Here is a 25,987-nt window from a genome sequence, read left to right as displayed (position 1 = left end):
CCCGACCGCGCCCGCCCCGCCCGACCGCGCCCGCCGCGTTGATCAAGAGGTTTGCGTCGGCGACACGCCGTGCGCCTGACGCAAACCTCTTGATCAACGCGGCGTGGGCGCCAGGCCCGGGGCCGAGGGCCGAGGGCCTGGGGCCGGCCCGGGGGCCCGGGGGCCTGGGGGCCCGGGGGCCTGGGGGCCCGGGGGCCTGGGGGCCCGGGGGCCTGGGGGTGGGGTGGGTGTGGGGTGGGCCACAGGGTGGGGTGGGGCGGGGGTTGTTACTGGCGGGTAATGTGTTGGGAAACGCCAGTGCCGGCTAGGAGGCTCCAGTGCCCCGTGAAGTTCGGGATGTCGTCTTCGTCGACGGCGTCCGTACCCCGTTCGGCAAGGCGGGTGGCATGTACGCCAACACCCGCGCCGACGACCTGGTGATCCGATGCATCCGCGAACTGCTGCGCCGCAACCCGCAACTGCCGCCGGAACGGGTCGAGGAGGTCGCCATCGCCGCCACCACCCAGATCGGTGACCAGGGCCTGACCATCGGCCGTACGGCGGCCCTGCTCGCGGGCCTGCCGAAGAGTGTCCCCGGCTTCGCCATCGACCGGATGTGCGCCGGGGCGATGACCGCCGTGACCACCGTCGCCAGTGGCATCGCGGTGGGCGCGTACGACGTCGCGATCGCCGGTGGCGTCGAGCACATGGGCCGGCACCCGATGGGTGAGGGCGTCGACCCGAACCCGCGCATCGTCGCGGAGCAGCTGGTCGACCCGTCCGCGCTGGTCATGGGCGCTACTGCGGAGAACCTGCACGACCGGGTGCCGCACATCACCAAGCAGCGGACCGACGCGTTCGCGCTGGCCTCACAGCAGAAGACCGCGAAGGCGTACGCCAACGGCAAGCTCCAGGACGACCTGGTGCCGGTGGCCATCCGCGACGAGGAGGGCGGCTGGGGCCTGGCCACGGCGGACGAGGCGCCCCGGGACACCTCGCTGGAGAAGCTGGGCAGCCTGAAGACCCCGTTCCGCCCGCACGGCAAGGTCACCGCGGGCAACGCGGCCGGCCTGAACGACGGCGCCACCGCCAGCCTGCTGGTCGCCGAGGAGGTCGCCCGCGAGTTGGGCCTGCCGATCGCGATGCGGCTGGTGTCGTACGGCTTCGTCGGCGTCGAGCCCGAGGTGATGGGCGTCGGCCCGATCCCGTCGACCGAGAAGGCGCTGCGGATCGCCGGACTGAGCATCGACGACATCGGCCTGTTCGAGCTGAACGAGGCGTTCGCCGTGCAGGTGCTCGCCTTCCTCGACCACTTCGGCATCGCCGACGACGACCCGCGGGTCAACCAGTGGGGTGGCGCGATCGCCATCGGTCACCCGCTCGCCTCCTCGGGCGTACGGCTGATGACCCAGCTTGCCCGGCAGTTCGCCGAGCACCCCGAGGTCCGCTACGGGCTCACCGCGATGTGCATCGGCATCGGCATGGGCGGCACGGTCATCTGGGAGAACCCGCACTGGGAGGGCAACAAGTGAGCGCGCTCGCCGCACCGAACGAGGTGGTCACCCGGGCCCTGCTGCGCCAGGTGAACGTGCCGGGGCTGGACCGCCCGGCGGCCCTTATCACCCTGGACAACGGATTCGACCACACCAAGCCGAACACCTTCGGCCCGGCCGGGCTGACCAGCCTGGACGAGGCGATCAGCGCCGCGCTGGCCGCCGAGCCGGCGTTCATCGCGGTCACCGGCAAGCCGTACATCTTCTGCGTCGGCGCGGACATCACCGGCCTGCCGCTGCTGGCCGACCGGGCGCAGGCGCTGGAGATCGGCCGGCTCGGTCACCGGGTCTTCGCCCGGCTCAAGGACAGCGACGTCCCCACCTTCGCCTTCGTCAACGGCGCGGCGATGGGCGGTGGTCTGGAACTGGCCCTGCACTGCCACTACCGGACGCTGTCGGCGGGCGCCGCCGCGCTGGCGCTGCCGGAGGTGTCGCTGGGTCTGATCCCGGGTTGGGGCGGCACCCAGTTGCTGCCGAACCTGATCGGCATCCCGGCGGCCACCCAGGTGATCATCCAGAACCCGTTGATGCAGAACAAGATGCTCAAGCCGAAGCAGGCCGCCGAGCTGGGCATCGCCGACGTGCTGCTGGAGCCGGCCGACTTCCTGGAGCGGTCCCTGGAGTGGGCCGCCGGTGTCGTCCGGGGCGAGGTCACCGTGACCCGGCCCGAGGTCGACAAGGACATGTGGGCGGGCGTGCTCTACTTCGCCCGGCAGACCCTGGACCAGCGGCTGCACGGCGCGGTCCCGGCCGCGTACCGGGCGCTGGACCTGCTGGAGACGGCGAAGGACGCCGATTTCGCCACCGGCACCGCCGCCGAGGACGAGGCCCTGGCCGACCTGGTCTTCTCCGAGGAACTGCGCAGCGGCCTGTACGCCTTCGACCTGGTGCAGCGGCGGGCCAAGCGGCCGGCCGGCGCGCCGGACAAGGCGCTGGCGCGCCCGGTGACCAAGGTGGGCATCGTCGGTGCCGGCCTGATGGCCAGCCAGCTGGCGTTGCTCTTCGCCCGCCGGCTCCAGGTGCCGGTCGTCATGACCGACCTGGATCAGGCTCGCGTCGACAAGGGCGTGGGCTACGTACACACCCAGATCGAGAAGGCCGTCAGCAAGGGCCGGATGGACAAGGGCACGGCGGCCAGGCTGTACGGCCTGGTGAGCGGCTCGGTCGACAAGAGCGCCTTCGCGGATGCCGACTTCGTCATCGAGGCCGTCTTCGAGGACCTGGACGTCAAGAAGCAGGTCTGGGCCGAGCTGGAGAAGATCGTCAAGCCGGAGGCGGTGCTGGCCACCAACACCAGTTCGCTGTCGATCACCGCGATGGCGGCGGAACTGGCACATCCGGAACGGGTGGTCGGCTTCCACTTCTTCAACCCGGTCGCCGTACTGCCGCTGTTGGAGATCGTCCGGGGCGAGCGGACCGACGACGCCACGCTGGCCACCGCGTTCGCGGTCGGCAAGCAGCTGAAGAAGTCCAGCGTGTTGGTCTCCGACGCCCCGGCGTTCGTGGTCAACCGGCTGCTCACCCGCTTCCTCGGTACGGTTTTCGCCGCCGTCGACGCGGGCACCCCGCTGGAGGTGGCGAACCGCGCGCTGGACCCGCTGGGCCTGCCCATGCGCCCGCTCGCCCTGCTCCAGCTGGTCGGCCCGGCCGTGGCGTACCACGTCGGCGGCACCCTGCACGCGGCGTTCCCCGACCGGTTCGGTGTCAGTGAGAACCTCAAGCGGATCGCCGACTCCGGCCAGCCGATCGTCGTCGACGACGAGATCAACGCCGAGGTGGCGAAGCTGCTGGTCGTCGGCGACCAGCCGCTCACCGAGGACGAGGTACGCCGCAACGCGCTGGACGCGCTGGCCCAGGAGATCCGGCTGATGCTGGACGAGGGCGTCGTCGCCGAGGCACAGGACATCGACCTGTGCATGATCCTCGGCGCCGGCTGGCCGTTCCACCTGGGCGGCGTCACGCCGTACCTGGACCGGACCGGCGCCAGCGAGCGGGTGACCGGCCAGCGGTTCCTGCCTCGCGGGGTGGCCAGCCTGGCCGGCTGAGTCCGACCCGGACAGCACTTGATCGCGGTGGCCGCCCAGCTGGGCGGTCACCGCGATCGTCTGCCGGACCGGCCAGCGGTGGCCTGAGCTCGATCCGGAATGTTCGGTGTCGAGCGACCTTTACCGTTGGCCGTTCGGGCGCTCAGAGGTTGTAGCCACCGGAGACTTCGATGTCCTCGGCGGTGATCCAGCGGCACTCCTCGGCGAGCAGGGCCGCGATGACCATGCCGATGTCGTCGGGCTCGCCGAGCCGGCCCAGAGCAGTCTTCGCCGCGATGCCCGGGATCACCTCGGGGAAGCGTTCGAAGGCGTTGTCGGCGATGCGGGTACGGGTGGCGCCGGGCGATACGGAGTTGACGCGGATACCCCGCGGGCTCAGCTCCTTGGCCAGGTAGCGGGTCAGCACCACCAGGGCACCCTTGAGGCTGCCGTACGCGGAATAGCCGGGCTCCAGGCCGGAGCGCGTCGCCGAATTACTCGTGGTGTTGACGATCGCGCCGCCGTCGGCCAACAGCGGCAGCAGCGTCTGGGTCAGGAAGTACGGGCCCTTGAGCAGGACCCGCACCAACGTGTCGAAGCTGTCCTCGGTGGTGTCCTCGAACATCGCCAGGTGGCCGAATCCGGCGTTGTTGACGAGGAAGTCGAAGGTGTCCCGCTGCCACCGGTCGCCGAGGGTGGCCGCGACGGCTTCGCGGAAGGGTGCGAAGGCCACGGTGTCGCCGACGTCCAGCGGCAGCGCGACGGCCGTACCGCCCTCCTTCTCGATGATCGCGACGGTGTCCACCGCGCCCTGCTGGTTGCCGTGATAGGTCAGGATCACTCCGGTCCCGCGTCGGGCGAGTTGGATGGCGGTGCTCTGGCCGATCCCGGAGCTGGCACCGCTGACGATGGCGACCTTCATGGTTTGACTCACCCTTCCGTGCGGGGTCGGCGGCAGTAGTAGACGGAGGCCGGTGGCAGGTTGGCCCACACCGTCCGGCCCTGCACGACCTCCTCGAAGCGGGCGCGCAGCGTACGCCGCAGCCGCAGGGCCGGCGGGGCCCACCGGGTGTGGGTGTACGCGAAGGTGGTGAAGACGCCGTCCGGGGTGAGGTTGGCGGTCACCGCGTCGAGCAGATCGTCCTGGCGGTCCGGCGTGAACGCCGCCCACGGCAGCCCGCTGACGATCACGTCCGCCGGTCCGTGGCCACGTTGCGCGAGTAGGTCGGTCAGGCTGCCGGCGTCGGCGACGGCGAGGTCGACCCCGGGGTAGCGGGCGGCCAGCCGGTCGGCGAATCGGGCGTTGATCTCGATGGCCAGGTGCCGCCCACGGCCGGCGAGGCGCCGCTGGATGGCGGCCGTGAACGCGCCGGTGCCGGGACCGAGTTCCACGACCAGCGGCTCCCCGGTGTGTGGCACCGTCGCGGTGACCGCCTCGGACAGCGGCCGGCCGCTGGGGGTCAGGGCGGCGACCGTGAATGGGGCGCGGAGGAACTCGCGCAGGAACGCGGCGCGGTCGTCGTTTGCCGGCGCGGCGGTCGGGTTGGTCTGAGTGGCGGCGAGGGCGGTCATGACGCGACGCCCGCTTCCACTGCGCGGGGCTCGCTGGACGGCGTGGCCAGGGCGTCGGGCTGACCGCCGGGCAGGGTGGTCAACACGCGGGTCAACCAGTCGAGGCGGGTGCGGCGGGCCGCGGCGGAGACGCGGGCGCGGGGGAAGAGGGCGTCGAAGCCGTGGCACCCACCGGCCCAGATGTGTAGTTCGGCCTGGCCACCGGCGGCCCAGATGCGGCTGGCGTAGGCGACGTCCTCGTCGCGGAAGACCTCCGCCGTACCCGCGTCGACGTAGGTGGTCGGTAGGCCGCCGAGATTCTCGGCCGTGGCGGGCGAGACGTGGCCCGGCACCTCGGCGTCCTGAAGGTCGCCGAGCACCGAGCGCCACCCGAACTCGTTCATCTCGCGGGTCCACACCCCTGGTTCGGCGGAGTACTGCCGGCTCGACGTGGTGGTGTTGCGGTGGTCGAGCATCGGGCAGATGAGCATCTGCGCGGCGATGTCCGGGGTGCCCCGGTCCCGGGCCATCAGCGTGACGCCGGCGGCGAGGCCACCACCGGCGCTGATCCCGGCGACGACGAGGCGGGCGGGGTCGATGCCCAGCTGCTCGGCGTTCTCGACGGTCCAGAGCAGCCCGTGGTAGCAGTCGTCGACCAGGGTCGTGCCGGTCGCCTCGGGTGCCAGCCGGTAGTCCACGGTGACCACGACTGCGCCGAGGCGGTCGAGCCATTCCAGCGGGATGTCGATCTGGGAGAAGCGGTCCCCCATGACCATGCCACCGCCGTGAATCCAGTAGACGCAGGGCGCCCCGGCGGTGACTTCCGCCCGTAGCGGACTGAGGATCGACAACGGGATCTGGGCGCCGTCCGGGCGGGCGACGGTGACCTCGCGCCGCTCGACGGCGCGACCGGCCAGGTGGGCGTCGACCGGGGTGCTGGGCAGCTGCCGGATCTGCGCGAGCAGTTCGGGGCTGAGCTGGGAGGAGAGCGGCATGTCGGCGAGCAGGGCACGCAGCTCGGGATCGATGTCGGGTCGGGTCAGGGTCATGGTCGGCTCCTGCGCGGGTTCAGATGATGGCGATGGCTGCTCAGAAGGTGGGTTTGCCACCGACGGGAACGGCGTCGGTGAGCTGCGATTCGCCGGCCAGCAGCGGTTGCAGTTGCGCGACGAAGTCCTGCGCCGCTTCGTCCGCGAAGAACCTCGCGTGCGCCTCCTGGCTGGTCCACCCCTCGGCCACCGAGACGACGTCCGGGTTGCTGCCGGAGCGGCTGACCAGGAAGACCAGGCAGTCCTCGTGCGGCAGGGACGGTGCGGCGAGCAGCAGTGCGACCAGCTCGTCACCTCGGCCCGGCTGCGCTGTCATGACGGCGTGGAATCCATGGTTGACAGTCATGGCGTACGTCTCCTTGATCCTGTTTCGCTCGGCCGGGCCGATTCGGTTGCCCTCCACTGTTCGGCTTGGCCGGGTCGCGCTCATCAGTCATCTGTCTGCGACTTGCCGGGAGCGCCGACGGCGACGACCTAACGGGCGGGCGGCGTCAGCGGTGGCCGGCCGGATCCGGATCGGGTCCGAGCCGACCCGACTGCGCGAGCAGGGCACGGGAGCACCGGCCGCCACGGTTAGGTCGTTTGACAGATGTACGGCGGGGACGCGCGTTCGACCATCGGAGGCATGACGAGGCGCCGCGAGCCGGCCTACCGGGGCTCAGTCGACAGCGCGTCCCTGAGTCCGGCGCGCGAGGCGACCCCGAGCTTGGGGAAGATCCGGTACAGGTGTGCGCCCACGGTGCGGTGCGACAGGTACAGGCGCTCGGCGATCTGCTTGTTGGTCAGACCGCTGGCGGCCAGCTCGGCGATCTGGGCCTCCTGGGCGGTCAGGGCGAACGGACCGCCGGACGGTACGTCGGTGAGCCGGTACTTGGTGGCGCGCAGTTCGACGTGGGTGCGGTCGAGCCACGGTGTCGCGGCCATGGCCGCGAATCCGTCGCGTGCGGCGAGCAGCTGCCGGCGGGCTCGCGAGGCCGAACTGGTCCGGCGCAGTTTCTCACCGAGGGCGAGCCGGATCCTGGACGCCTCGAACAGCCACCGCGCCGCCTCGGGACCGGCCAGCAGGTCCTCCAGCCGCGTCGCTGCCGCGTCGTCCTCGACCACGAGGGCCTCCGCGCCGGCCACGATCAACGCCATCCGGGGCGACAGGGCGGCGACATCGGCCGAGCGCATCGCCGCCAGGTGGGCGTTGGCCTCGACCGTTCGCCCGGTCCGGACCGCCGCCTCGACCAGGTCGAACATCACCCAGGTGCAGTGCGGCACGTGGCTGGCGAGCACGCCGGGCGGACTCATGGCGGCGGCATGACGGAAGGCGGCGTCCCAGTCGCCCTGGCCCAGCGCGGCCAGGGTACGCGGATGGTGGGCGAACAGTGCGGCGGCCGTCACACCGCGGGGAAGCGCCCAGTGGCTTATCTCGTCGGCGAGGGCGTACGCCTCGTCGAAGCGACCCCGGCCGGCGGCGATCAGCGCCCGGTTGTAGCGGAAGTACCAGGCGAAGAACGAGAAGCCGCTGGCGGCACAGACCCGCTGCCCCTCCCGTGCGAGTTCCTCGGCTTCGTCCCAACGGCCGACGAGGTAGCCGTCCAGGCACAGGTGCATCAGGGCGCCGAGATGTCGCCGGGGCGGTCCCCCGTTGCGTCCGTGCTGCACGAGCCGCCAGGAGGACTCTCGGCAGTCGCGCAGCCGGTCCAGGTAGACCGACGCGGTGCCGATCCGCACGATCCGGGTGGGATCGGCCTCGTCGGGCAGCGACGCGAGGATCGCGTCGATCTGCGGCAGGGCCGACGCCCCGGTGCGTACGGGGTCGGGAAAGGTCCTGCTCGCCAGGGCGAGGACGTCGGGCGGCTGTGGTCGCAGCCGGCCCAGGATCTGGTAGAACGGCTTCCAGTACTCCTCGGCGGTGCCGTACCAGCACAACAGCAGCAAGGTGTGCATGGCCTCGATCAGGGCCGGATCCTCGGCCCGGTAGCCATGATCGCCGGTGTCGATGGCGCCGACGAGGAGACGGTGTGCGGTGTTCACGTCACCGTCGCCGTTGAGCATCAGGAAGGCGGCCGCGTTGGCCGCGTGCAGGGAGCCGGTGCCGTCCGGCGCTGCCCGGCGGGCATCGGTCAGCAACGTCTTGGCGTCGTCGAGGGCACCGCTGGCCTCGGCGCCGATGTACGCGGCCTCGGCGAGGCGCCGGCCCCGACCGGAACTCGTCACGCTCAGCTCGGCGGCCCGGACCAACGCCGCGACGGCGGCGAACGCGTCCCCTCGAAGCATCACCCGGTGCGCGGCGTCCTCAAGCAGCGCCGCCACCGCCTCGTCCGGCCCCACGGCGGCTGCCGCCAGGTGCCAGGCCCGGCGTTCCGGCTGCCCGCCCAGTGCGTCGGCGAGGGCGATGTGCGCGCTCCGGCGCTCCTCGTGGGTCGACATCGCCACGATCGCCGACCGGATCAGCGGGTGCCGGAACCCGATCCGGGCAGCGGCGTCGTCCACCCGGACGAGCTGCGCCCGCTCCGCCGGGGCGAGGTCGGCGAGACCAGGTTGGTCGGCGGGTACGGCGCGCAGCACCCGGATGTCACCGGTGCCCTCGAACGTCGCCCGCAGCAGCAGTTGGCGGGTCGGCGCCGGCAGTTCGGCGAGGCGGGCGGCGAACATCGCCTGCAGCCGGTCGCTGAGCGGCACCACCTCGGGTCCCGCCGTACGGTCGACGGCACCCACCAGGCTGGCCGGCAGCTCCATCAGGGCCAGCGGATTGCCCTGGGCGAGGTCCAGCGTCCGCTGCCGGATCCGCCGTGGAAGCTGCGGAAAGCCGGCGTCGACCAGGTGGCCAGCCGACTCGTCGTCGAGTGGCGGGACGACGATCTCGGCCAGTCCCCGAGGGTCGAGCAGGCTCGCCGTGCCCGTCCTGGCCGACGCCAGCAGGCCAGCCCGACAGCCGTCCAGGCGCCGGGCGATGAACCCGAGCACGACCGCACTCGCCCGGTCGATCCACTGGATGTCGTCGACGAGCAGCACCACCGGCACGTCGGCGGCGATCGTCTTGACCAGCAGCAGCGCGGCGTTGCAGACCAGCAGGGCGTCCGGCGGCGGGCCGGCGCGGAAACCGAGCGCCACCGCCAGGGCCTCCCGGGGGCCGGCGGGAAGACGCTCAAGGTCGCCGTGCACCGGCAGGAGCAACTGGTTGAGGCACGAGTAGCTGACGTCGGCCTCGAACTCGGATCCGGAGGCCCGCAGCAGCCGCAGCTGAGCCACGGCAGCCAGCTCGGCGGCGGCGGCGATCAGGGCGGACTTGCCGACGCCGGGCTCGCCCCAGATCAGCCGCGCGTCGCCGCGGTTCCGCGCGTTGGTCACGAAGTCGGAGAGCTGCTCCAGCTCGGCGTGGCGGCCGACGAGTCCGGTGGCGGTCACGTCCGCCTCACGGCGCCGGGGCGCGATGCCCCACGACCGCGCCCGGCGGGTCGTCGCATCAGGTCGATCCGCCGCGTACGGCACCGATCGTCGGTCACCTCTGCTCCTCAGACACCGCCCGCCCTGGAAGACATATAGAACCAGCCCGAGGCTGGCAGCGGCTTGCCCAGAAGTCGCGAAGTGTGGCCTGATCCTGCCCGATTCGGCCGGGGCGTGGCCGGGACCCGAACGACCGCGCCTGGTCCTGCCCGCCGAGGTGGCAGGGGTTTAATCACCCGTATGGCCCTCGACGAGCTACGCCGCCTGCTGGCCCGCCACGCCCGACCCGACCTGACGACCGCCATCGACGATGTGCTGATCATCAGGGCGGATGCGCCCTATCCGCCGACGCCGGCCATCTACGGCAGGGTGCTCGCCCTGGTGGCCCAGGGCACCAAACGGCTGGCGCTGGGTGACCGGGTCTACCAGTACCGGGCTGGGCAGTATCTCGTCGCCTCGGTCGACCTGCCGGTGAGCAGCCACTTCACCGAGGCCAGCCCGGAGGCGCCCGGCCTTGGCGTCGGTCTCAACCTCGACCCGGCCGCCGTTGCCGACCTGCTGTGGCAGATGCCCCCCGGTGACCGGTCGGGGGTCGGCACCGACGTGCCGGCCGGGCTCGCCGTGAGCACCGCCTCCACGGAACTCCTCGACGCCGTCCTCCGGCTCGTCCGCCTGCTCGATCAGCCACGCGACATCCCGGTGCTCGCGCCGCTGGTCAAACGCGAGATCCTCTGGCGGCTCGTCACCGGCGACCAGGGCGCGTTGGTCCGCCAACTCGGCCTGCCCGACAGCAACCTGAGTCACATCGCCCGGGCCGTGCGCTGGATCCGGGACAACTACACGCAGCGGTTCCGCGTCGAGGAGGTGGCGCAGCAGGCGGGATTGAGCGTGTCGGCCTTCCACCGCAACTTCCACGCGGTCACCGCGATGAGCCCGATCCAGTTCCAGAAACAGATCCGGCTCCAGCACGCCCGCCTGCAACTCGCCGCGCACGCCGACGACATCGCCGCGGTCAGCCGTCGCGTCGGCTACGGCAGCCTCTCGCAGTTCAGCCGCGAGTACCGCCGCCAGTTCGGCATCCCGCCAAGCCAGGACGCGACGCGGCTGCGGGGCTGACGCGGGAGCCACACGCGGTCGGAGCCGGCGTCCAGAACCGTCAGCCGCCGGTCGCGGCCCGCTCCGCCGTGCTGCGTTCCACGCAGAACTCGTTGCCCTCCGGGTCGGCGAGCAGCGCCCACCCCGTACCGTCCGGGTTGCGATGGTCGGCGACCAGCGACGCGCCCAGCCCGAGCAACCGTTCGACCTCCTCGTCGCGGGTCCGGTCGGTCGGTTGGAGATCAAGGTGCACCCGGTTCTTCGCCGTCTTGCCCTCCGGCACCCGTTGGAAGAGCATCCCGCCCTCGGCGATGTCCGCGCCCGACAGCAACACGCACTCCGGCTCACCCGGCGCGTTCTCCGGATGGGGGCGCAGCCCGGTCGCCTCGGACCAGAAAATCGCCATGGTGAACGGATCGGCGCAGTCGAAGTCGATCCAGCGCACTCTCGAAGTCATGGGCCCAATCTCTCACCGCGATCAAGTGATTATCCGGTGACGGTGGCGGGCTGCCCCCACTCGGCGCCGGTCAGGACGCTCGCAGCTTGCGGATCACCAGCAGGACGCCCTGATGGATCAACACGCCGGCCGCGGTGTTGGCCACGGCCAGCGCGGCGGCGCCGAGCAGCCCCGGCTCGACGCCCAGCACACCGCTCACGACCAGCAGAACCGGCCACCCCAGAGCGGCGACGATGAGCGCCGACCGCCACCAACGTCCGAACAGCAGGCCAAACACGATCAGCGCCGGGATCATCGAGCGCGACCTCCATCTAACCGCCGGCCTTGTATGTAAGTGGTTACTAATGTAAGGCTACCGGAGTGGCAACGCAGCGCAGTACGGCACCACGGCGACGGGCCGACGCGGTCGACATCGGCATGCGGGTCTTCGCGGACCATGGCCTGACCACGGCATCGGTGCAGCAGGTCGCCGACCAGATGGGGGTGTCCCAGCCGTACGTCTTCCGGCTGTTCGGCAGCAAGCGCGAGTTCTTCCTGGCCTGTCTGGACGAAATGGAGGCCCGCATCCGGCAGGTGCTCCGGCAGACGGCGGTCGAGTGTCCGGATGACCCGCTGCCGGCGATGCGCGCCGGGTTCCGGGCGCTGATCGCCGACGGCGTCGTCACCGGCCTGTGGTTGCAGGCCTGCGCGGCTGCTCGCTCCGACGAGGCGGTCGCGGCGCGCTGCCGGGCGTTGATCGGCGGGATTCTGGACGAGGCTGAGCAGTTGTCCACGGCCGGGCCGCAGGAGTTGCGCGGCACGCTGGCCCTCGGCGCGCTGGTGGTGATGTTGCAGGCGTTGGGCATGGATCTGAGCGAGGGCAGTCAGGCCGCGATCGACTCGCTGCGGGCCACGGCGGCGACCGGGTGAACGCCCCGTGCCGTCCATGGCGTTTCGGCGCGGCAGCGCATACCGACCGTGATTGCGAGGAGTGAGCTGGTGGACGTCTTCGGACCGGTAGCTGACCTGTACGAAACCGTCCGACCGGGCTATCCACCCCGGATCGCCGACGAGATCGTCGCGTACCACGGCGGCACGCCAGCCTCGGTGGTCGAGATCGGCGCCGGCACTGGCAAGGGGACCGAGGTACTCACCCGGATCGGCGCACCGCTGACCTGCCTCGAACCCGATCCGCGGATGGCGGCGTTGCTGGCCACACGTTTTCCCGACCTGGAGATCTGCGCCAGCACCTTCGAACAGTGGTCGCCACCCGCCGGTGGGGTTGACGTGCTGGCCTGCGCCACGGCCTGGCACTGGATGGACCCGGCCACCCGCAACGAGCACGCCTGGCGGGCACTCGCACCCGGCGGCACCCTGGCGATCTTCGGACACCGGTTCGACTACACCGAGTCCGCGCAACGAGCGGCGATCCAATCCGCGCTGCACGCCATCGATCCCACCGTCCGGCAGCGGCCGACGGACTGGTTCCACCAGGACATCGTCGACCACGGGCAGTTCGTCAACGTACGCAAGGAGGTCTTCCGGCGCGACCTGCCCCTCGACAAGGAACGCTATCTCGGCCTGGTGCGCAGCTTCGGGGAATACCTGTCCCGGTCGCCGCAACAGCAACAGCGTGGACTGACCATGCTCGGCCGGCTCGTCGACGACTTCGGCGGCACCGTCGTCCTCGACCTGCGTACCACGCTGGTGCTGGGGCAGCCCAGGGGCCGGACGCATGCTCGGTGACCGGTGGGGCGTAACCGAGAGCGAGGTCCGGCGCACCTATCCATGTGACGACTTCGTCGTCTCACCCACACTTCAGGCATGGCGAGGGGTGCGGGTGCACGCGCCTGCCGCAGTCCTCTGGCCGTGGGTCACCCAGATACGGCTGGCGCCGTACTCCTATGACTGGATCGACAACCTCGGCCGGCGCTCTCCCCGGCAGTTGGTCGGTCTCCCCGAGCCCCGGGTGGGAGAGGCGTTCACCACCGTCGGGGGGCACAAGCGGGGCAGAATCCTCTCGGTCGAGCCCGGCAGACAATTGACGGGGACGATCATGAACGCCTGCTTGTCCTACGTCCTGGTGCCCCAGGGGCCCCGCGCCACACGGCTACTGCTCAAGGTCGTGATGCGGACCAATCGCGTGGTCGCGCTCGGGTTGTCCGTCGGCGACCTGGTCATGGCCCGACGGCAGTTGCTCACCCTCAAACACCTCGCCGAACGCGGTACGGAGGGCGGATAGTTCGCCGGCTCCCCCGCAACCGTAGCTGCCGGTCCGGGCCAGCACGCCACCCGCAGCCGGACTTCCCGGCGCCGCACCAAACCCAGCCGGAGTCCTGAACCAAGCGCCCCGTTCCCACGTTGGGAACGTCATGTGGACACGGATGCAGGGGCTGCCCTCCAAGGTATCCAACGGTGGGCTACGCGACGCGCAGCAGGAACTGGACAGGGATCTCCGGATCGCGATCGAGAGAAACCGCGCGAATCGCCGGACCGGCCGCGGACTGGTCGGTCCTGTGCCGCCACTGACCAATACCGAGATCAGGAATGCTCGTAACGTCACGGCGAATTTGGTCAACGATCACCTGAGGGCGAGCCAGTTCGGACAGCTACGCGTAGCTTGGAACTGGTTGCGGCGAATGTTGCGTCGCAACGACGTCAGTGAGTCGGCACCCAAGCCTCGGCTGACCCCGACCGGGGAGCAGGTCGACAACTGGGCGCAGGCGGCCGCCCCGCCGGCCCCGAACAGCAGCTACGACTCGACGCCCTGGTCTGACCAAGCGGCACGAGCGGCGCCCTGGTCTGACCAAGCAGCACAAGCGGCGCCCTGGTCTGACCAAGCAGCACAAGCGGCGCCCTGGTCTGACCAAGCAGCACAAGCGGCGCCCTGGTCCGGCCAGGCGGCACAGATGCCCCGGGAACCCATCACCGCAGAACAGATCAAGAGCTGGCAGGACACCCTCGACCGGGGCGACCTGCGCGAACACGAGCGGCACGGCCTCGAGAAGGCGATCGGCGCCGCGTATCTCGTCTCCGGTGACCGTGGCTTACAGCGACTCTACGCCGACCCTCGACAGTTGCAGGATGTCGCGAACACCTTCGAATTCGCTGACTGGGCCGCGAAACGGTACGGGAATGACCCGCAGCTCTTGTCGTACCCCACTGAATATTCGCACTACGAGGCCGACTCGCCTGAGCTGACCCAGCTATCACCGGTCTCCCCCGTCATCCAGCCCGAGGGCCCAGCGCAGACCCGGACGGCAAACCCCGGGGTCTACACCCCCGAACAACAACAAGGCATGATGGCCGGCGGGTGGCCGTTGCCGCTGGCACCCAGCCATCAACAACAAGAGGCCATGCCCTCCGGCGTGTCGATCTCCGCCCAGGCAGACGCCTACGACCAATCAGAGGTCATAACCCCCGGCCCGTGGACGGCAAACCGCGGGGTCCACCCCTTCCAGCAACAACAGGCCACGCTGCGCGACCCATGGGTGCCCCCTCCGGCACCCATCCACCAACGACGAGAGGCCATGACCTCCGGCGTGTCGATCTCCGCTCAGGCAGACACCTACGAAACCTCCGGCCCGTGGACCTCTCAGGCACACGACCACCTGCAACAGGAAGCCATACCCGCCGTCCCGCCGCAGACGCGGGCAGAGCGAGGGTCACGAGGGGACAGAGCGCACGCCGCAAACCAGCCGAGCCTTCACGGCATCCCGAGACGGCCCGTGGCAGGGTCACGCCAGCAGCCGACAGGTGCAATTCCCTCCGGACCGGTCAGAGGACAGAGCCAGGGCCAGGGCCAGAGCCAGGGCCGCAAAAAATGACACCAACGCCTCGGACGGGAAGATCCGCGCTCGGTCAGCGGGACACGGTGTCCGCCACCGACACGGCGTCGGCTGCCGGCAGGTTGACCGTCACCTCCAGGCCGCCGCCGGGCTGAGCCACGGCGGTCACCGTACCGCCGTGGGCATCGCAGACCGCCCGGACGATGGACAGGCCGAGCCCCGAACCGCGGGCCCCGGTCCGTTCCCGGCCGCCCCGCCGGAACGGCTCGAACAGCCCCGGCACGTCGGCCGGATCCACCTCGAACCCGGTGTTGCCGACCACCAGCCAGGACCGTTGTCCGTCCGAACCGGTCCGTACCCAGAGCCGGCCGTGCAGGTGGTTGTAGCGGACCGCGTTCTCGATCAGGTTGCCGGCCAACCGGTCCAGCAGGCCGGGGTCACCGACGACCGGCGCCGGCTCCAGCGAGGTCTGCACGTCCAGCTTGATCCGCTCCACCTCGCGGCGGACCGCGGACAACGCGTTGACGGTGCCGCCAGCCAGGTCACATTCGGTACGCCGGCCGAGCCGCCGGCCCGTCTGCGCCTCGCTGCGCGCCAGCACCAGCAGCGCGTCGACCAGGCTGTTGGCCCGTTCGGAGGCGTCGCGCACCACGGTCGCCATCCGGCGGTACTCGGCGGCATCCGCCTCGTCGTCGCTGAGCGTCACGTCGATCTCGGTACGCATCACCGCCAGCGGCGTACGCAACTCGTGCGAGGCGTTGGCGACGAACCGCTTCTGCGCCTCGAAGGCGGCGGCGATCCGGTCCAGCATCTCGTCGAAGGTGTCGGCCAGCTCGGCCACCTCGTCGTCCGCCCCGGAGTAGCAGATCCGCTGGTCCAGCGTGGTTTCGCCGAGCCGACGCGCGGTCGCGGTGACCTGGTGCAGCGGCCGTAGCGCCCGACCGGCGACGGCGTACGCCCCGACCACCCCGACGGTGCCGATCGCCAGCAGCGCGGCCAGCCCCTTGGCCAGCAGTTCCCCGGAGGCCGAGTCGACAAGTTGCCGCTGCCACGAGGCGGCGTCCATGGAGCGCCCGTCGGCCAGCAGCACCGTGGTGCCCGGGAGCAGTTCGTCGGTGGGCCGCAACGCGTCGCGGACCAGCAGCCAGGCCAGCAGCACCAGGATGGCGCCCGCACCGACCAGCAGCACGCCGTTGAGCAGGGTCAGCCGCAGCCGCAGGGTGGGTCGCAGGCGCAGGCTGAGCCGGCGCCGCGAGGCGCCCGTCACGCCGGCACCTCGGCGGTACGGTAGCCCGCTCCCACCACGGTCTCGATCAGCGGCGGATCGCCGAGCTTACGGCGCAGGGTCATCACGGTGACCCGGACGATTGTGGTGAACGGGTCGGTGTTGGCGTCCCAGACCCGCTCCAGCAGCTCTTCGCTGGAGACCACGGCACCGCGCGCCTTGAGCAGTTCGCAGAGTACGCCGAACTCCTTGTTGGTCAGCTCCACCGGCACCCCACCCCGGGTGGTGGTACGGCGGGCCGGGTCGACGACCAGGTCGGCCAGTTCCAGCACCGGCGGGGCCGCCGGGGTGGCCCGCCGGCCCAGGGCCTGCACCCGGGCCACCAACTCGTCGAAGGCGAACGGCTTGGGCAGGTAGTCGTCGGCGCCGAGCTGCAAGCCCTCGACCCGGTCGGCGACGGTGCCGCTGGCGGTGAGCATCAGCACCCGGGTCAGCGCGCCGGAGGCGGCCAGGTCGGCGCAGATCTGGTCACCGTGTATCCCCGGCAGGTCACGGTCGAGCACCACCACGTCGTAGCGGGTGACGAAGGCCATCTCGTGACCGCTGTCGCCGTCGTACGCGACGTCCACCGCCATGCCGCGCTTGCGCAGGCCACGCGCGATCGCGTCGGCGAGGTTGCGTTCGTCCTCGACCACCAGTACCCGCATGTCCAGCCCTTTCCGCCGACGACAACTCGACAACCTAGCGCCGCCGGCCAAGTCGACCCAGCGCCCCGGTCGGTGTTGCCGGAAACCTTCGGTGCGGGCCACGCTCCGGGCAGTAGTCGACGGGCGGCCCCGGACGACACCTGGTGACTGCTCAGCCGGGCAGCTGCCACACCCCGAAGGTGTCGCCCTGCTGAAGGCAGGCGATCAGGTCGTACCCGCTCTGGCACCCGCCGATCACGCCGGTCAGCAGGTCGAGGCGCCGGGGCTGTGGCTCGGCCGGGTCGAGCCGGGCCAGCACGGCACCCACGTCGCGCACCAGGTGGATGCCGAGCAAGTGCGACTCCTCCTCGTACCTGGCGACCGCCTCCCAGGAGCCGTACTCGGTCACTACCTGCCCGGTTGCCGCGTCGAGCGCGACCAGCCCGGGACCGTCCGTCCGGGTGCGCAACTCTGCCAGGGCCCCCGTCTCCGTCACCCGCAACAGGTTGGCGTCCTCACTGGTGCTCCACCGCACCTGCCCGCTGGTCGGTTCGAGGACGTACGTGTCGCCGTTGTTGGCGTTGGCGCAGAGCAGCGCGCCGCAGCGGTTCACGAAGTCCGCCAGCGGCACGGTGGTCTGCCAGCGACGCACCAGCCCGGCCATGTCGTACGCGGTGATGGTCCGCGAGTTGCGGACCACCAGCAGCAGGTCGCCGACCACCGAGGACTGCTGGTAGCCGGCCGGGGTCGCGTCGGTGGCGGGTAGCCGGTCGCGGAGCCTGCCGGTTCGGGCGTCGAGCACGTCGACGCCCCCCGCGTCCGTGGACACCACGAGGGCCTCGACCACCCCGCCGCGCTGGTGGTACGCCACCCAGGACGGCGGCACCGTCGTCGACCACAGCTCACGGCCGGTGGCCAACTCGACCGAGCGCAGCGTGTGCGGCTCGTCCAGGGCGAACGTCTGGAGCAACACCCGATCCGACGCGTCGGGCATGCCGAACCCGGCGACCCGCCAGCGCTGTCGACCGGTGCGGGCGTCCAGCAGCATGGTCTCGGTGGCGCGGCCCATGTTCTGTGACGGGACCATGGCGACGATCAGTCCGCCGCCGGCGACCGATGCCACCCGGAAGAACCGGATACCCGGCGACACCGGTACCCGCCACAGTGGGGTGAGTCGCTGCGGCGCGACGGTGGCCCGCTTCGGCCGGGCGTACGCGGTGAGTTCCTGCGAGCCGTCGGTCACTCCCGGTGCCGGGCTGACGGTGAGGATGTGCTCCTCGGTGAAAAACAGCTCGGACCCCAGGCCGGCCGGCACCGTCGCGTGCACCCGCGTGGCCGGGGGTGCGGCGCCGGCCAGCGCCACCAGCACGACCAACGCCACCAGCGCGACCGGCCAGCGCCGGCTGCCGCTGCGACGCCGCCGGCGTGGCGGCTGCGGGTCGGTCGGCGCGGTCAGCTCGCCGAGGTCGATCAACGTCACGCTCGTCCTCTCCGCCACGCACCGTGCTGGTCACCGGAGCCTAGCGCCGCAGGCAGCGGCCGTCCCAGGAGAGTTGCGGTCAGTCGCGTAGCTGCCACAGCCCGAAATTTGCCGTCCTTGCGGCGGCACACGATCGGGTCCTCCCGACACCGGCAGTTGCCGACCGCACCGTTCGGACGAAAGAGGGAGAGCACCAGCTCAGAATCGTCCACCTGCCGGCCGCCATGAGCTGAGCGGACCTGATGGGCGACCGGCACAGTGGAGTGAGCTGCTGCGGCGACCAGCCCCACCAGCGCCAGGAGCGGCCACGCTCGCCCTCCCCCAGGTACGCGCTTGCACGGCCCGCCAACACGCGCCTGTACGATGGCCCGTCGTGGCTGTGCCGGTGGTAAATCCCTCGCTGAATCCTGTCTCTTCGACCGTCGAGGCGGAATCAACGACACGAGCGCCCCGACGCCGACCGGCCCGCGCCGACCTGCTGGCCATCGGAGCCTACGTGCTGCTCGGTGTCGTCGTCTGCCTCAACTACTGGGTGGACGTGAACAACCGGGTCTCCTCCCATCTGCCCACCGACCACAGTTGGTTCGAGTGGCTCTTCTCGCACGGCGCGTACTCGGTGCGCAACCTGGAGAACCCGCTGTTCAGTACGCAGCAGAACGCCCCGGACGGGGTGAACATGATGGCCAACACCTCACTGCTCGGGGTGACCCTGCCGTTGGCCCCGCTGACCTGGCTGCTCGGCCCCCAGGTGGTGTACGCGCTCTACCTGGGCGGTGCGCTGGCCGCCACGGCCGGCACCGCGTACTGGATGCTGTCCCGGCACCTGGTGCGCTCGCGGGCCGCGGCCTTCATCGGTGGCGGGTTCCTCGGCTTCGCCCCCGGCATCGTGCACCACGCCAACGGCCAGCCCAACTTCGTCTCCAACTTCCTGCTCCCGCTGATCGTGGTGCGGGTGTTCCGGTTGTCCGAGCCGGGCCGGTGGCGGCGCAACGGGCTGGTGCTGGGCCTGCTGGTGGCGTACCAGATCTTCATCAACGAGGAGATGCTGCTGCTCACGGCGCTGGCCTGCCTGGTCATCGTGATCGCGTACGCGATCATGCGGCCGCGCGCCGCCCGGGAGCGGGCCGGCGCGTTCGCCGCCGGGCTGGGCGTCGGCGGTGGGCTGGCTCTGCTGCTCACCGCCTACCCGATCTGGTTCCAGTTCAACGGCCCGCAGTCCTACCGGGGGTTGCAGGGCGGGGTGTTCCACAGTTGGGGCGAGGACGTCGTCGCCTTCGTCACCTTCCCCCGCGACACCATCGCCGGCACCGAGGCGGTGGAGGCGACCATCGGGCTGACCGAGCAGAACACCTGGTTCGGTTGGCCGCTGGTGCTGCTGTCCGTGGTCGCCCTGGCGCTGCTGGTCCGTCGGTCGCTGGTGGCCCGGATCCTCGCGGTGTTGGCGGTGCTCTTCTCCGTGGCGTCACTCGGACCGGAGATCCGGTTCAACGGCGCGCTGACCGGCATCCCCGGCCCGTGGTCGTACATTCCGGAGGACCTGCCGCTGGTCGAGATGATGATGCCGACCCGGCTGACGCTGGTGACCACCGCGGCGCTCGGCGTGCTGCTCGCGCTGGCCTGGGACGCGGTGGCCGGCCGGGGTCGCCCGCCGGTGCCGGCACCCCGCGCCCCGGAGTCGGCGACCGCCCCGGCCTCGGCGGGCGTCGCCCGCTCGCTGCGGCCCCGCTGGCAACGGACGATCGGGTACGCCGCCATCGCGCTGGCCGTGCTGCCGCTGATCCCCACCCCGTTGCCGGCCGAGCCGGTCGACCCGCCGCCGACCTTCATCACCTCCGGCGCCTGGCGGTCGTACGTGCCGGACGGTCGGACCCTGGTGCCGGTGCCCATCCCGAGCAACGTGCACGGGCTCTCCACGCTGCGCTGGAGCGCGCTGACCCAGCACCAGTTCCCGATCCCGGCCGGCTACTTCATCGGCCCCAACCTCGACGGCGAGGGCGTCTTCGGCGCCCCGAACCGGAACACCAGCACGCTGATCTACCGCAGCATGGACGCGGGTGAACTGCCCGAGCTGACCGACGAGGACCGCCGGCAGGCGGTCGAGGACCTGCGCTTCTGGCGGGCATCGGTGGTGGTCCTCGGCGCCCACCCCAAGGAGGCCGTGCTGCGTGACCTGATGACCGCCCTGCTCGGCGAGCCGCAGCAGGTCGACGACGTCTGGCTCTGGGACGTCCGCGACCGGGTGTAAGGAAGGGCACCTTATTAACGCCTGCGGTAGAGGAAGGGCCCCTTATTAACGACCTCAGCCGACGAGCGGGCGAACGTCCCAGACGAGCGCGCCGTCGAGCTGCCGGGCGGGTCCGAGCAGCGCCTCGACCGTACGCCGCACCGGGTCGCCGTGGTGCAGGTCGCCCTGCACCACCACCGCGGCCCGCCAGTGCCGCAGATCCGCGACCGCCTGCCGGCGGTCCGCATCGGTGATCGACGGCAGCTCACCGGTGTCGGCCACCCGGCGCAGCAGCACCGAGGTGGGCCGGTCGGGGGCGCCCCACCGGGCCGTCGGGTCGTCCCCGGCGCGGGGGCCGATGAAGAAACCACCCGGGGCGGTGAAGGCCAACCCGGTCCGGGCCGACCAGAGCATGGCCGGGCTGCGGCCGTGGTTGGTGACCGGCGGCACCGCCACCAGGGTCCGCCCGGCCGGCACGTACGCCCGGAAGGTCCCGTCGGCCACGAACGCCGGCACCGGCCCGACCGGCACGGTGCGGATCGGGGTCGGGGCCAGCGGCAGCAGCGCGGCGGCCAGCACACCAGCCCCGAGCAGCCGCACCACCGGACGGATGGCGGGCGACTGCCGGACCCGGTCCACGGCCAGCGCCACCAGGATGCCCAGCACCGGTACGCAGACCAGCGAGAACCGGGCCGGCACCACGTGGTCGAGCAGCGGCAGCCCGGAGATCAGCCGGTACGGTCCGGCCAGTTCGGTCGACTCTCCGTTCAGGCGGATCCGCGCGCCGAGGGAGAGCAGCGCGAACAGCACCCCACACCCGGCCAGCGCCCGCACCAACGGTCGCCGCCACCACCAGGCCGTGACGACCACGGCCAGCACCAGCAGCCCCGGCCCGAAGAACGAGTTCTCCTCGGTCAGGTTCGGCGCCAGCAGGGCCGGTGGGCGGCCGTCGCCGAGCACGGTCTGCCGCGCCATGGCCGTGAAGGACGCCGCGTCGAGCTGGTAGGCGTACGCGTGGAAGGGCATTCCCCGGTAGTGGCCGGGGCCGAAGAACTGGAACCACAACGGGTACGCGAGCAGCACTGCCGCCACCACCGCGCCGACCACGATCCGCCCGGCGGTGGCCGGGGCGAGTCGCCGGGCCGCCACCCGATCGGCCAACGCGTATCCGACGGCGAACACACCGGCGGCCAGTGCCACGAAGAGCAGCACCTCCTCACCGAGAAAAGCCTGGTAGGTGACGGCCAGCCCGAGCAGGATTCCGTACCGCCACTCCCGGTCACCTGGTGCGGGGCGGAACACCAGCGCCAGGATCACCGGCACCAGGAACTGGGCGGCCATGTGCAGGTGCGCGCCGGCCTGGGCGACCATGCCGGGGGCGAAGCCGCAGATCAGTCCACCGATCGCGGCGGCCACCCGGGACTGGACCAGGCGCCGACGCAGCAACACGTACCAGGCCGTGGCGGTGCCGGCAAGGCACGCCACCACCGCCACCACGAAGGCCACCTGCGAGCCGAACAGCAGGGTCACCGGGGTCAGCGGCACGCCCAGCCCGAGCACGGAGGTGTTGGCCATCAGGTTCACCCCGTCGGGGACGTTCAACGCGCCGCTCCACAGCGGGTTCTCCGCCGCCACCACGGCCCGCGCCGTCCGGGCCAGCATCCACTCGAAGAGGATCTGGTCGCCGGCCTGATGGAACATCCGGTCCGGCCGGTCCCACTGCCGGTTGGTCAGCCACGCGGCCAGCGCCAGGTATCCGGCCACCACCGCCCCATCGGGGGCACGGGCGGCCAGCGACCGACGGCGGGTGGCGACCTGCACGGAGAGCTCGGCTGTGCCGAACGGCATCAGGCCGTCCGGTCGGTCAACGTCCGTACGTCCCACACCCAGACATCCAGTTCCAGGCGGGCCGGGCCGACCAGTTGCTCGACGGTCTGCCGTAGCGGCTCGGAATGCGGCTGGCTTACCGGCAGCACCAGCACCGCCGCCCGCCAGTGGCGCAACTCGTCGAGCGAACGGCGCCGCTGACGGTCGTCCAACTCGGGCGTACGACCGGTCGTGGCGACCTCCTCCAGCAGCCGGCCGATGCCGCTCGGCCGGCCACCGAAGCGGCCCGGGTCGCCGGTGTTGCCGTTGCGCGGGGCGAGGAAGTAGCCGCCGGGAATCTTGAAGTCGAGGTTGGTGGCGGCGGCCCAGCGCATGCTGTGGGTGTTGCCCATGCTCGGCACCGGGATCGGCACCAGCGTCTGGTCCGGCCCGACGTAGGCACGCCAACGGTCGGAGGTGATGAACTCCGGCACCGGTGGCCGGGAGGTCATCGGCAACGGCATGGGCGCGATCGGCAGCAGCGCGAGGACCAGCCCACCGGCGGTGAGCGTACGCAGGGTCCGCCGGTCCAACGGCAACGCCCGGCTGCGTTCGATGGCCAGGGCCAGCAGGACCGCCACCACCACGCTGGTGATCATGCCGAACCGGGTCGGCACCACCGCGTCGAGCAGCGGCAACCGGACCAACCACTCCCACGGCCCGACGATCAACTCCCGGTCCCACCAGGTGATCCGCTCACCGAGGGAGAGCACGGTGTAGAAGGCGGCGGTCGCGGCGAGCGCCCGGACCAGCACCTCCCGGCGCAGCCAGAGCACGATGCCGACGGCGATCAGCGCCAGGCTCCAGCCGAAGAAGGCGTTCTCCTCCGAGTAGTTCGGCGCGAGGTTGACGTTCGCCCGCTGGTTGCCGCCGATGGTCGGCGAGCCGGGGGCGAAGTACGCGGCGATGTCGTTGCCGTAGTCGCGCACCGCGTCACTCAGCCCGTGGTACGCCATCGGCCCGGCGAACTGGATGTACAGCGGGTACGCCAGCAGCGAGCCGGCGATGACGGTGCAGGTGGCCACCGCCTTGCCCAGCGGACGCCAGGCCGTCGACCAGAGCGCGGGACGCTGGACGACCACCGCGATCAGGAAGATCCCGCAGCCCATCGCGGTGAAGAGCAGGATCTCCTCGTTGATGAACGCCTGCGCGGTGACCAGCAGGGCCAGCAGCGCCCCGTCGCGGTACGGCCGGGTCGACCGGGTGATCACCATGACCCGCCAGACGATGAACGGCAGCAGGAACTGGCTGATGATGTTCGGATGCCAACTGGCGTGCGACAACATCGCCGGGGAGAAGCCGCAGAACCAACCACCCACCACGGCGGCCAGCCGGTTGCTCACCACGTGCCGGGACAGCACGTAGTACCAGGCCGACGCGGTGCCGGCGAGGGCCATCGTGACCAGCACCACGAACGTGACCGCCGGCCCGAACAGCAGGGTCACCGGCACCATCGGGATACCCAGCGCCAGGATGGCCGTGTTGGCCATCAGGTTGACCCCGTCGGGATAGTTGAACTGCTCGGTGAAGAACGGAAACTCACCGTGCAGCACGATCCGTACCGAGTGGGCGAGGAAGAACTGCACCTGCGCCGGGTCGCTGCTGTAGAGCGAGGCGACCCGGCCCGCCGGGTCCACCCAGATCTGGCTGGTCACCCAGACCGCGACGAGCAGGAACCCACCGAAGACGGCCAGGTCCAGCCGACGGCGCGTCCACCGGAAGCGGCGCTTCGGAGCGGCCCCGGTCTGATCCGACCCGTCCCCGGCCGCACCACTGTCCACAGTCGATTCCGCTGCGGCGGTCGGGCTCGACCCGGTGCCCCGGTCAGCCGCCCCGGCGCTCGTCGACGCGGCGGCGCCACTGCCCGGCGCCTCGGTAACCGGCGACGTGTCCGCCGGAGCCGGGGCCGCCGTATCCACGTCCGCCGGGGCCGGGGCCGTTGGGGTTGGCTGGGGTGTGGCCGCAGGCGTCGTACGGGCGTCCGCAGGGACGCCGGTGGACGCGGCGGTACCCCGCAGACCCTCACCCAGAGTGACGGGTTCAGCCGGCGGACCTGGGGTGACGTCGGATTTCGGCGGGAATGCGGCGCGGGTCTCAGCAGGCGTCACAGTCGGCGGAGTCTACCCGAGTGGAGAAATAGCCCCAAAGTTGACGGGCCGTCCCCTGTGGTCGGTGTGCCCCCGGTGCGACGCAGCGTGAGGCGGAGAAAAGCATCGGCGGGACATCTCGTACTATTGCCCTCCGACACGACGACCGATGCGATCGGGGGCGTAACAGGTGGGTCCAGTCCGCTGGCGCGGCTTGACGGCCACCGGCCTGTCGGCCCTGTTGGTCACCGTCACCGCCTGCGGGCCCGTCGCCGAGCGCCGGCCGCAGGACCTACGGGTCGGCTACGACAGCATGGACGGTGCGCTGACCGTCTGGCCACCGCGTGGCTCGTTGGCGGAGGACCCGGCGGCGACGGCCGCGGTGACCCGGGCGGTACGCGAATGGCGCTCCCCCATCGACGACCGGGTGCACGTACCGTCGTCCGGCATTCTCTACTCCGGTCAGGTCGGCGGAGCACCGTTGGCCCTGGTCGCCGCCTCGGTGCCCGGGCAGGCCGCCTCCTGGTTGCTCCAGCTCACCGGCGACGGCGACGGCTACCAGGTCAGCCACGCCACCGAGTACACCGATCCCGGTTACCTCGTCTACTCCGACGTACTGCCGGTGCAGGCCGCCGACGGGCGCCGTTACTTCACCTCCGAGCGGGTCCGGCGCCTGGTCGGGCCGAACGGCCGCACGATGTCCGTCACCGACGGACTCACCGGCCCGGTCGACGTGCCGGAGTGCCGGGCGGTGACGGTGACCGCCACCCTGCGGTCCACCACCTCGCTGCCCCGGGGCCGGGCCGCCGACCGGCTGCTCGATCTCGGCACCGGCACCGCAGCCCCCCGGTATCCGCTGGTCCGCGACGAGAGCGGATCGGGCCGGCGGGCGCTGACCGACCTCGACACCTGTCAGCTGGCCGATGAGGACGGTCCGTTCGCCAGCGTCACCCGACGGGTCGGTGACCGGGACACCCCGGCCTCGGTACCGGCCTCCTGGCCCAAGGCGAAGCTGGCCGTCCGTACCCTCGGCGAGGTCGCCCTCGACGACGGCGAGCCGGCCGAGTTGGAGCAGCTGACCTGGGAGACCGCCGACGGCACCATGACCGCCGTGGTCTACCGGCCCGCCGACGGTGGCCCGGTGGTGCTCTCCCCCGCCGACCGGACCAATCCGTTGCAGGTCTACGAACTGCCGGTGCCCGGACGGCCGCTGGTGGTGCTCAGCTGGCGGTCCACCAAGGACACCACCCTGTCGGTGCCGCCCGACACGACCCGTCTGGTCGACCGTCCCGGCCTGGTCGTGGCCCCGCTGCCCGAGCGCCGCGAGACCTTCAGCCTCGCCGCCGACGACAAGACCCACTACCGCACCGCCGGTCCCGCCCGCCGCTGACCCGCGCCCCGCGCCCCGCGCCCCGCGCCCCGCGCCCCGCGCCCCGCGCCCCGCGCCCCGCGCCCCGCGCCCCGCGCCCCGCGCCCCAGACCGGAACAGCACACCTCCGAACTCCACTC

21 protein-coding genes are annotated in these 25,987 nt (G+C 71.4%); 9 read left to right on the top strand and 12 right to left on the bottom strand.

The window, feature by feature from the left end; translation table 11 throughout:
• Nucleotides 1–317 precede the first annotated feature (317 nt).
• Nucleotides 318–1,511: a thiolase family protein gene (locus E0H26_RS26495; protein WP_131308524.1), complete on the top strand. Its 1,194-nt coding sequence runs from the start codon at nucleotides 318–320 to the stop codon at nucleotides 1,509–1,511.
• On the top strand, nucleotides 1,508–3,577 hold the full coding sequence (locus E0H26_RS26490; RefSeq protein WP_131308521.1) for a 3-hydroxyacyl-CoA dehydrogenase NAD-binding domain-containing protein: 2,070 nt from the start codon (nucleotides 1,508–1,510) through the stop codon (nucleotides 3,575–3,577). The genes E0H26_RS26495 and E0H26_RS26490 overlap by 4 nt, the downstream gene beginning before the upstream one ends.
• Nucleotides 3,578–3,719: 142 nt before the next feature.
• On the opposite strand, the gene E0H26_RS26485 is transcribed toward E0H26_RS26490, so the two are convergent.
• The 5 genes from E0H26_RS26485 to E0H26_RS26465 form a co-directional block, all read right to left on the bottom strand.
• Nucleotides 3,720–4,478: an SDR family NAD(P)-dependent oxidoreductase gene (locus tag E0H26_RS26485; protein WP_131308518.1), complete on the bottom strand. Its 759-nt coding sequence runs from the start codon at nucleotides 4,476–4,478 to the stop codon at nucleotides 3,720–3,722.
• Between the two features lie 8 nt (nucleotides 4,479–4,486).
• Complete coding sequence (locus E0H26_RS26480; RefSeq protein WP_131308515.1) at nucleotides 4,487–5,128, bottom strand: class I SAM-dependent methyltransferase; 642 nt, start codon at nucleotides 5,126–5,128, stop codon at nucleotides 4,487–4,489.
• Nucleotides 5,125–6,156, bottom strand: a complete 1,032-nt coding sequence (locus tag E0H26_RS26475; protein WP_131308512.1) for an alpha/beta hydrolase — start codon at nucleotides 6,154–6,156, stop codon at nucleotides 5,125–5,127. The genes E0H26_RS26480 and E0H26_RS26475 overlap by 4 nt, the downstream gene beginning before the upstream one ends.
• 40 nt (nucleotides 6,157–6,196) lie before the next feature.
• Nucleotides 6,197–6,502, bottom strand: coding sequence for a putative quinol monooxygenase (locus E0H26_RS26470; protein ID WP_131308509.1), 306 nt, complete (start codon nucleotides 6,500–6,502; stop codon nucleotides 6,197–6,199).
• 302 nt (nucleotides 6,503–6,804) lie between these two features.
• A complete protein-coding gene (locus E0H26_RS26465) occupies nucleotides 6,805–9,552 on the bottom strand; it encodes an AAA family ATPase (RefSeq protein ID WP_206025376.1) in 2,748 nt (915 codons plus the stop codon).
• A 279-nt stretch (nucleotides 9,553–9,831) separates the two neighbouring features.
• Between E0H26_RS26465 and E0H26_RS26460 the strand changes: the two genes are divergently transcribed.
• Nucleotides 9,832–10,707 (top strand): AraC family transcriptional regulator, encoded by an 876-nt coding sequence (locus E0H26_RS26460; protein ID WP_131308506.1) that lies wholly within the window; start codon nucleotides 9,832–9,834, stop codon nucleotides 10,705–10,707.
• 40 nt (nucleotides 10,708–10,747) lie between these two features.
• On the opposite strand, the gene E0H26_RS26455 is transcribed toward E0H26_RS26460, so the two are convergent.
• Together E0H26_RS26455 and E0H26_RS26450 are read right to left on the bottom strand one after the other, a co-directional pair.
• Entirely contained in the window at nucleotides 10,748–11,143 is a 396-nt protein-coding gene (locus tag E0H26_RS26455) for a VOC family protein (RefSeq protein WP_131308502.1), read from the bottom strand.
• 70 nt (nucleotides 11,144–11,213) lie between these two features.
• Nucleotides 11,214–11,438, bottom strand: coding sequence for a hypothetical protein (locus tag E0H26_RS26450; protein ID WP_131308500.1), 225 nt, complete (start codon nucleotides 11,436–11,438; stop codon nucleotides 11,214–11,216).
• Nucleotides 11,439–11,503: 65 nt separating this feature from the next.
• Between E0H26_RS26450 and E0H26_RS26445 the strand changes: the two genes are divergently transcribed.
• From E0H26_RS26445 to E0H26_RS29460, 4 genes are all read left to right on the top strand, one after another.
• Entirely contained in the window at nucleotides 11,504–12,052 is a 549-nt protein-coding gene (locus E0H26_RS26445) for a TetR/AcrR family transcriptional regulator (protein WP_131308497.1), read from the top strand.
• A gap of 69 nt (nucleotides 12,053–12,121) precedes the next feature.
• The gene (locus E0H26_RS26440) at nucleotides 12,122–12,868 is read left to right on the top strand and encodes a class I SAM-dependent methyltransferase (protein WP_165521992.1); all 747 of its coding nucleotides are present in this window, start codon (nucleotides 12,122–12,124) and stop codon (nucleotides 12,866–12,868) included.
• A gap of 94 nt (nucleotides 12,869–12,962) precedes the next feature.
• Nucleotides 12,963–13,364 carry a polyketide cyclase gene (locus E0H26_RS26435; RefSeq protein ID WP_240742396.1) on the top strand — a complete coding sequence of 134 codons (402 nt, stop codon included), beginning with the start codon at nucleotides 12,963–12,965 and terminating at the stop codon, nucleotides 13,362–13,364.
• A 142-nt stretch (nucleotides 13,365–13,506) separates the two neighbouring features.
• On the top strand, nucleotides 13,507–14,949 hold the full coding sequence (locus tag E0H26_RS29460) for a hypothetical protein (RefSeq protein ID WP_165521991.1): 1,443 nt from the start codon (nucleotides 13,507–13,509) through the stop codon (nucleotides 14,947–14,949).
• Between the two features lie 34 nt (nucleotides 14,950–14,983).
• On the opposite strand, the gene E0H26_RS26425 is transcribed toward E0H26_RS29460, so the two are convergent.
• The 3 genes from E0H26_RS26425 to E0H26_RS26415 form a co-directional block, all read right to left on the bottom strand.
• Nucleotides 14,984–16,177 (bottom strand): sensor histidine kinase, encoded by a 1,194-nt coding sequence (locus tag E0H26_RS26425; RefSeq protein ID WP_240742395.1) that lies wholly within the window; start codon nucleotides 16,175–16,177, stop codon nucleotides 14,984–14,986.
• A complete protein-coding gene (locus tag E0H26_RS26420; RefSeq protein WP_131308483.1) occupies nucleotides 16,174–16,842 on the bottom strand; it encodes a response regulator transcription factor in 669 nt (222 codons plus the stop codon). The genes E0H26_RS26425 and E0H26_RS26420 overlap by 4 nt, the downstream gene beginning before the upstream one ends.
• 151 nt (nucleotides 16,843–16,993) lie before the next feature.
• The gene (locus E0H26_RS26415; protein WP_131308480.1) at nucleotides 16,994–18,301 is read right to left on the bottom strand and encodes an outer membrane protein assembly factor BamB family protein; all 1,308 of its coding nucleotides are present in this window, start codon (nucleotides 18,299–18,301) and stop codon (nucleotides 16,994–16,996) included.
• A gap of 373 nt (nucleotides 18,302–18,674) precedes the next feature.
• Between E0H26_RS26415 and E0H26_RS26410 the strand changes: the two genes are divergently transcribed.
• On the top strand, nucleotides 18,675–20,546 hold the full coding sequence (locus E0H26_RS26410; protein WP_131308477.1) for a DUF6311 domain-containing protein: 1,872 nt from the start codon (nucleotides 18,675–18,677) through the stop codon (nucleotides 20,544–20,546).
• Between the two features lie 54 nt (nucleotides 20,547–20,600).
• Here the strand turns inward: E0H26_RS26410 and E0H26_RS26405 are convergent, their stop codons facing one another.
• Nucleotides 20,601–22,373 carry a DUF6311 domain-containing protein gene (locus tag E0H26_RS26405; protein WP_240742394.1) on the bottom strand — a complete coding sequence of 591 codons (1,773 nt, stop codon included), beginning with the start codon at nucleotides 22,371–22,373 and terminating at the stop codon, nucleotides 20,601–20,603.
• Nucleotides 22,373–24,172, bottom strand: coding sequence for a DUF6311 domain-containing protein (locus E0H26_RS26400; protein ID WP_131308471.1), 1,800 nt, complete (start codon nucleotides 24,170–24,172; stop codon nucleotides 22,373–22,375). Before E0H26_RS26400 ends, E0H26_RS26405 begins: the two co-directional genes overlap by 1 nt.
• A gap of 520 nt (nucleotides 24,173–24,692) precedes the next feature.
• On the opposite strand from E0H26_RS26400, the gene E0H26_RS26395 reads away from it, so the two are divergent.
• Nucleotides 24,693–25,868, top strand: coding sequence for a hypothetical protein (locus E0H26_RS26395; protein WP_240742393.1), 1,176 nt, complete (start codon nucleotides 24,693–24,695; stop codon nucleotides 25,866–25,868).
• Nucleotides 25,869–25,987: the final 119 nt, after the last annotated feature.

Origin of the sequence: Micromonospora zingiberis (assembly GCF_004331455.1) — a bacterium.
Lineage (GTDB): Bacteria > Actinomycetota > Actinomycetes > Mycobacteriales > Micromonosporaceae > Micromonospora > Micromonospora zingiberis.
Note: the sequence above shows the minus strand (reverse complement) of the source record. Positions and strands in the feature narration are given on the sequence as shown.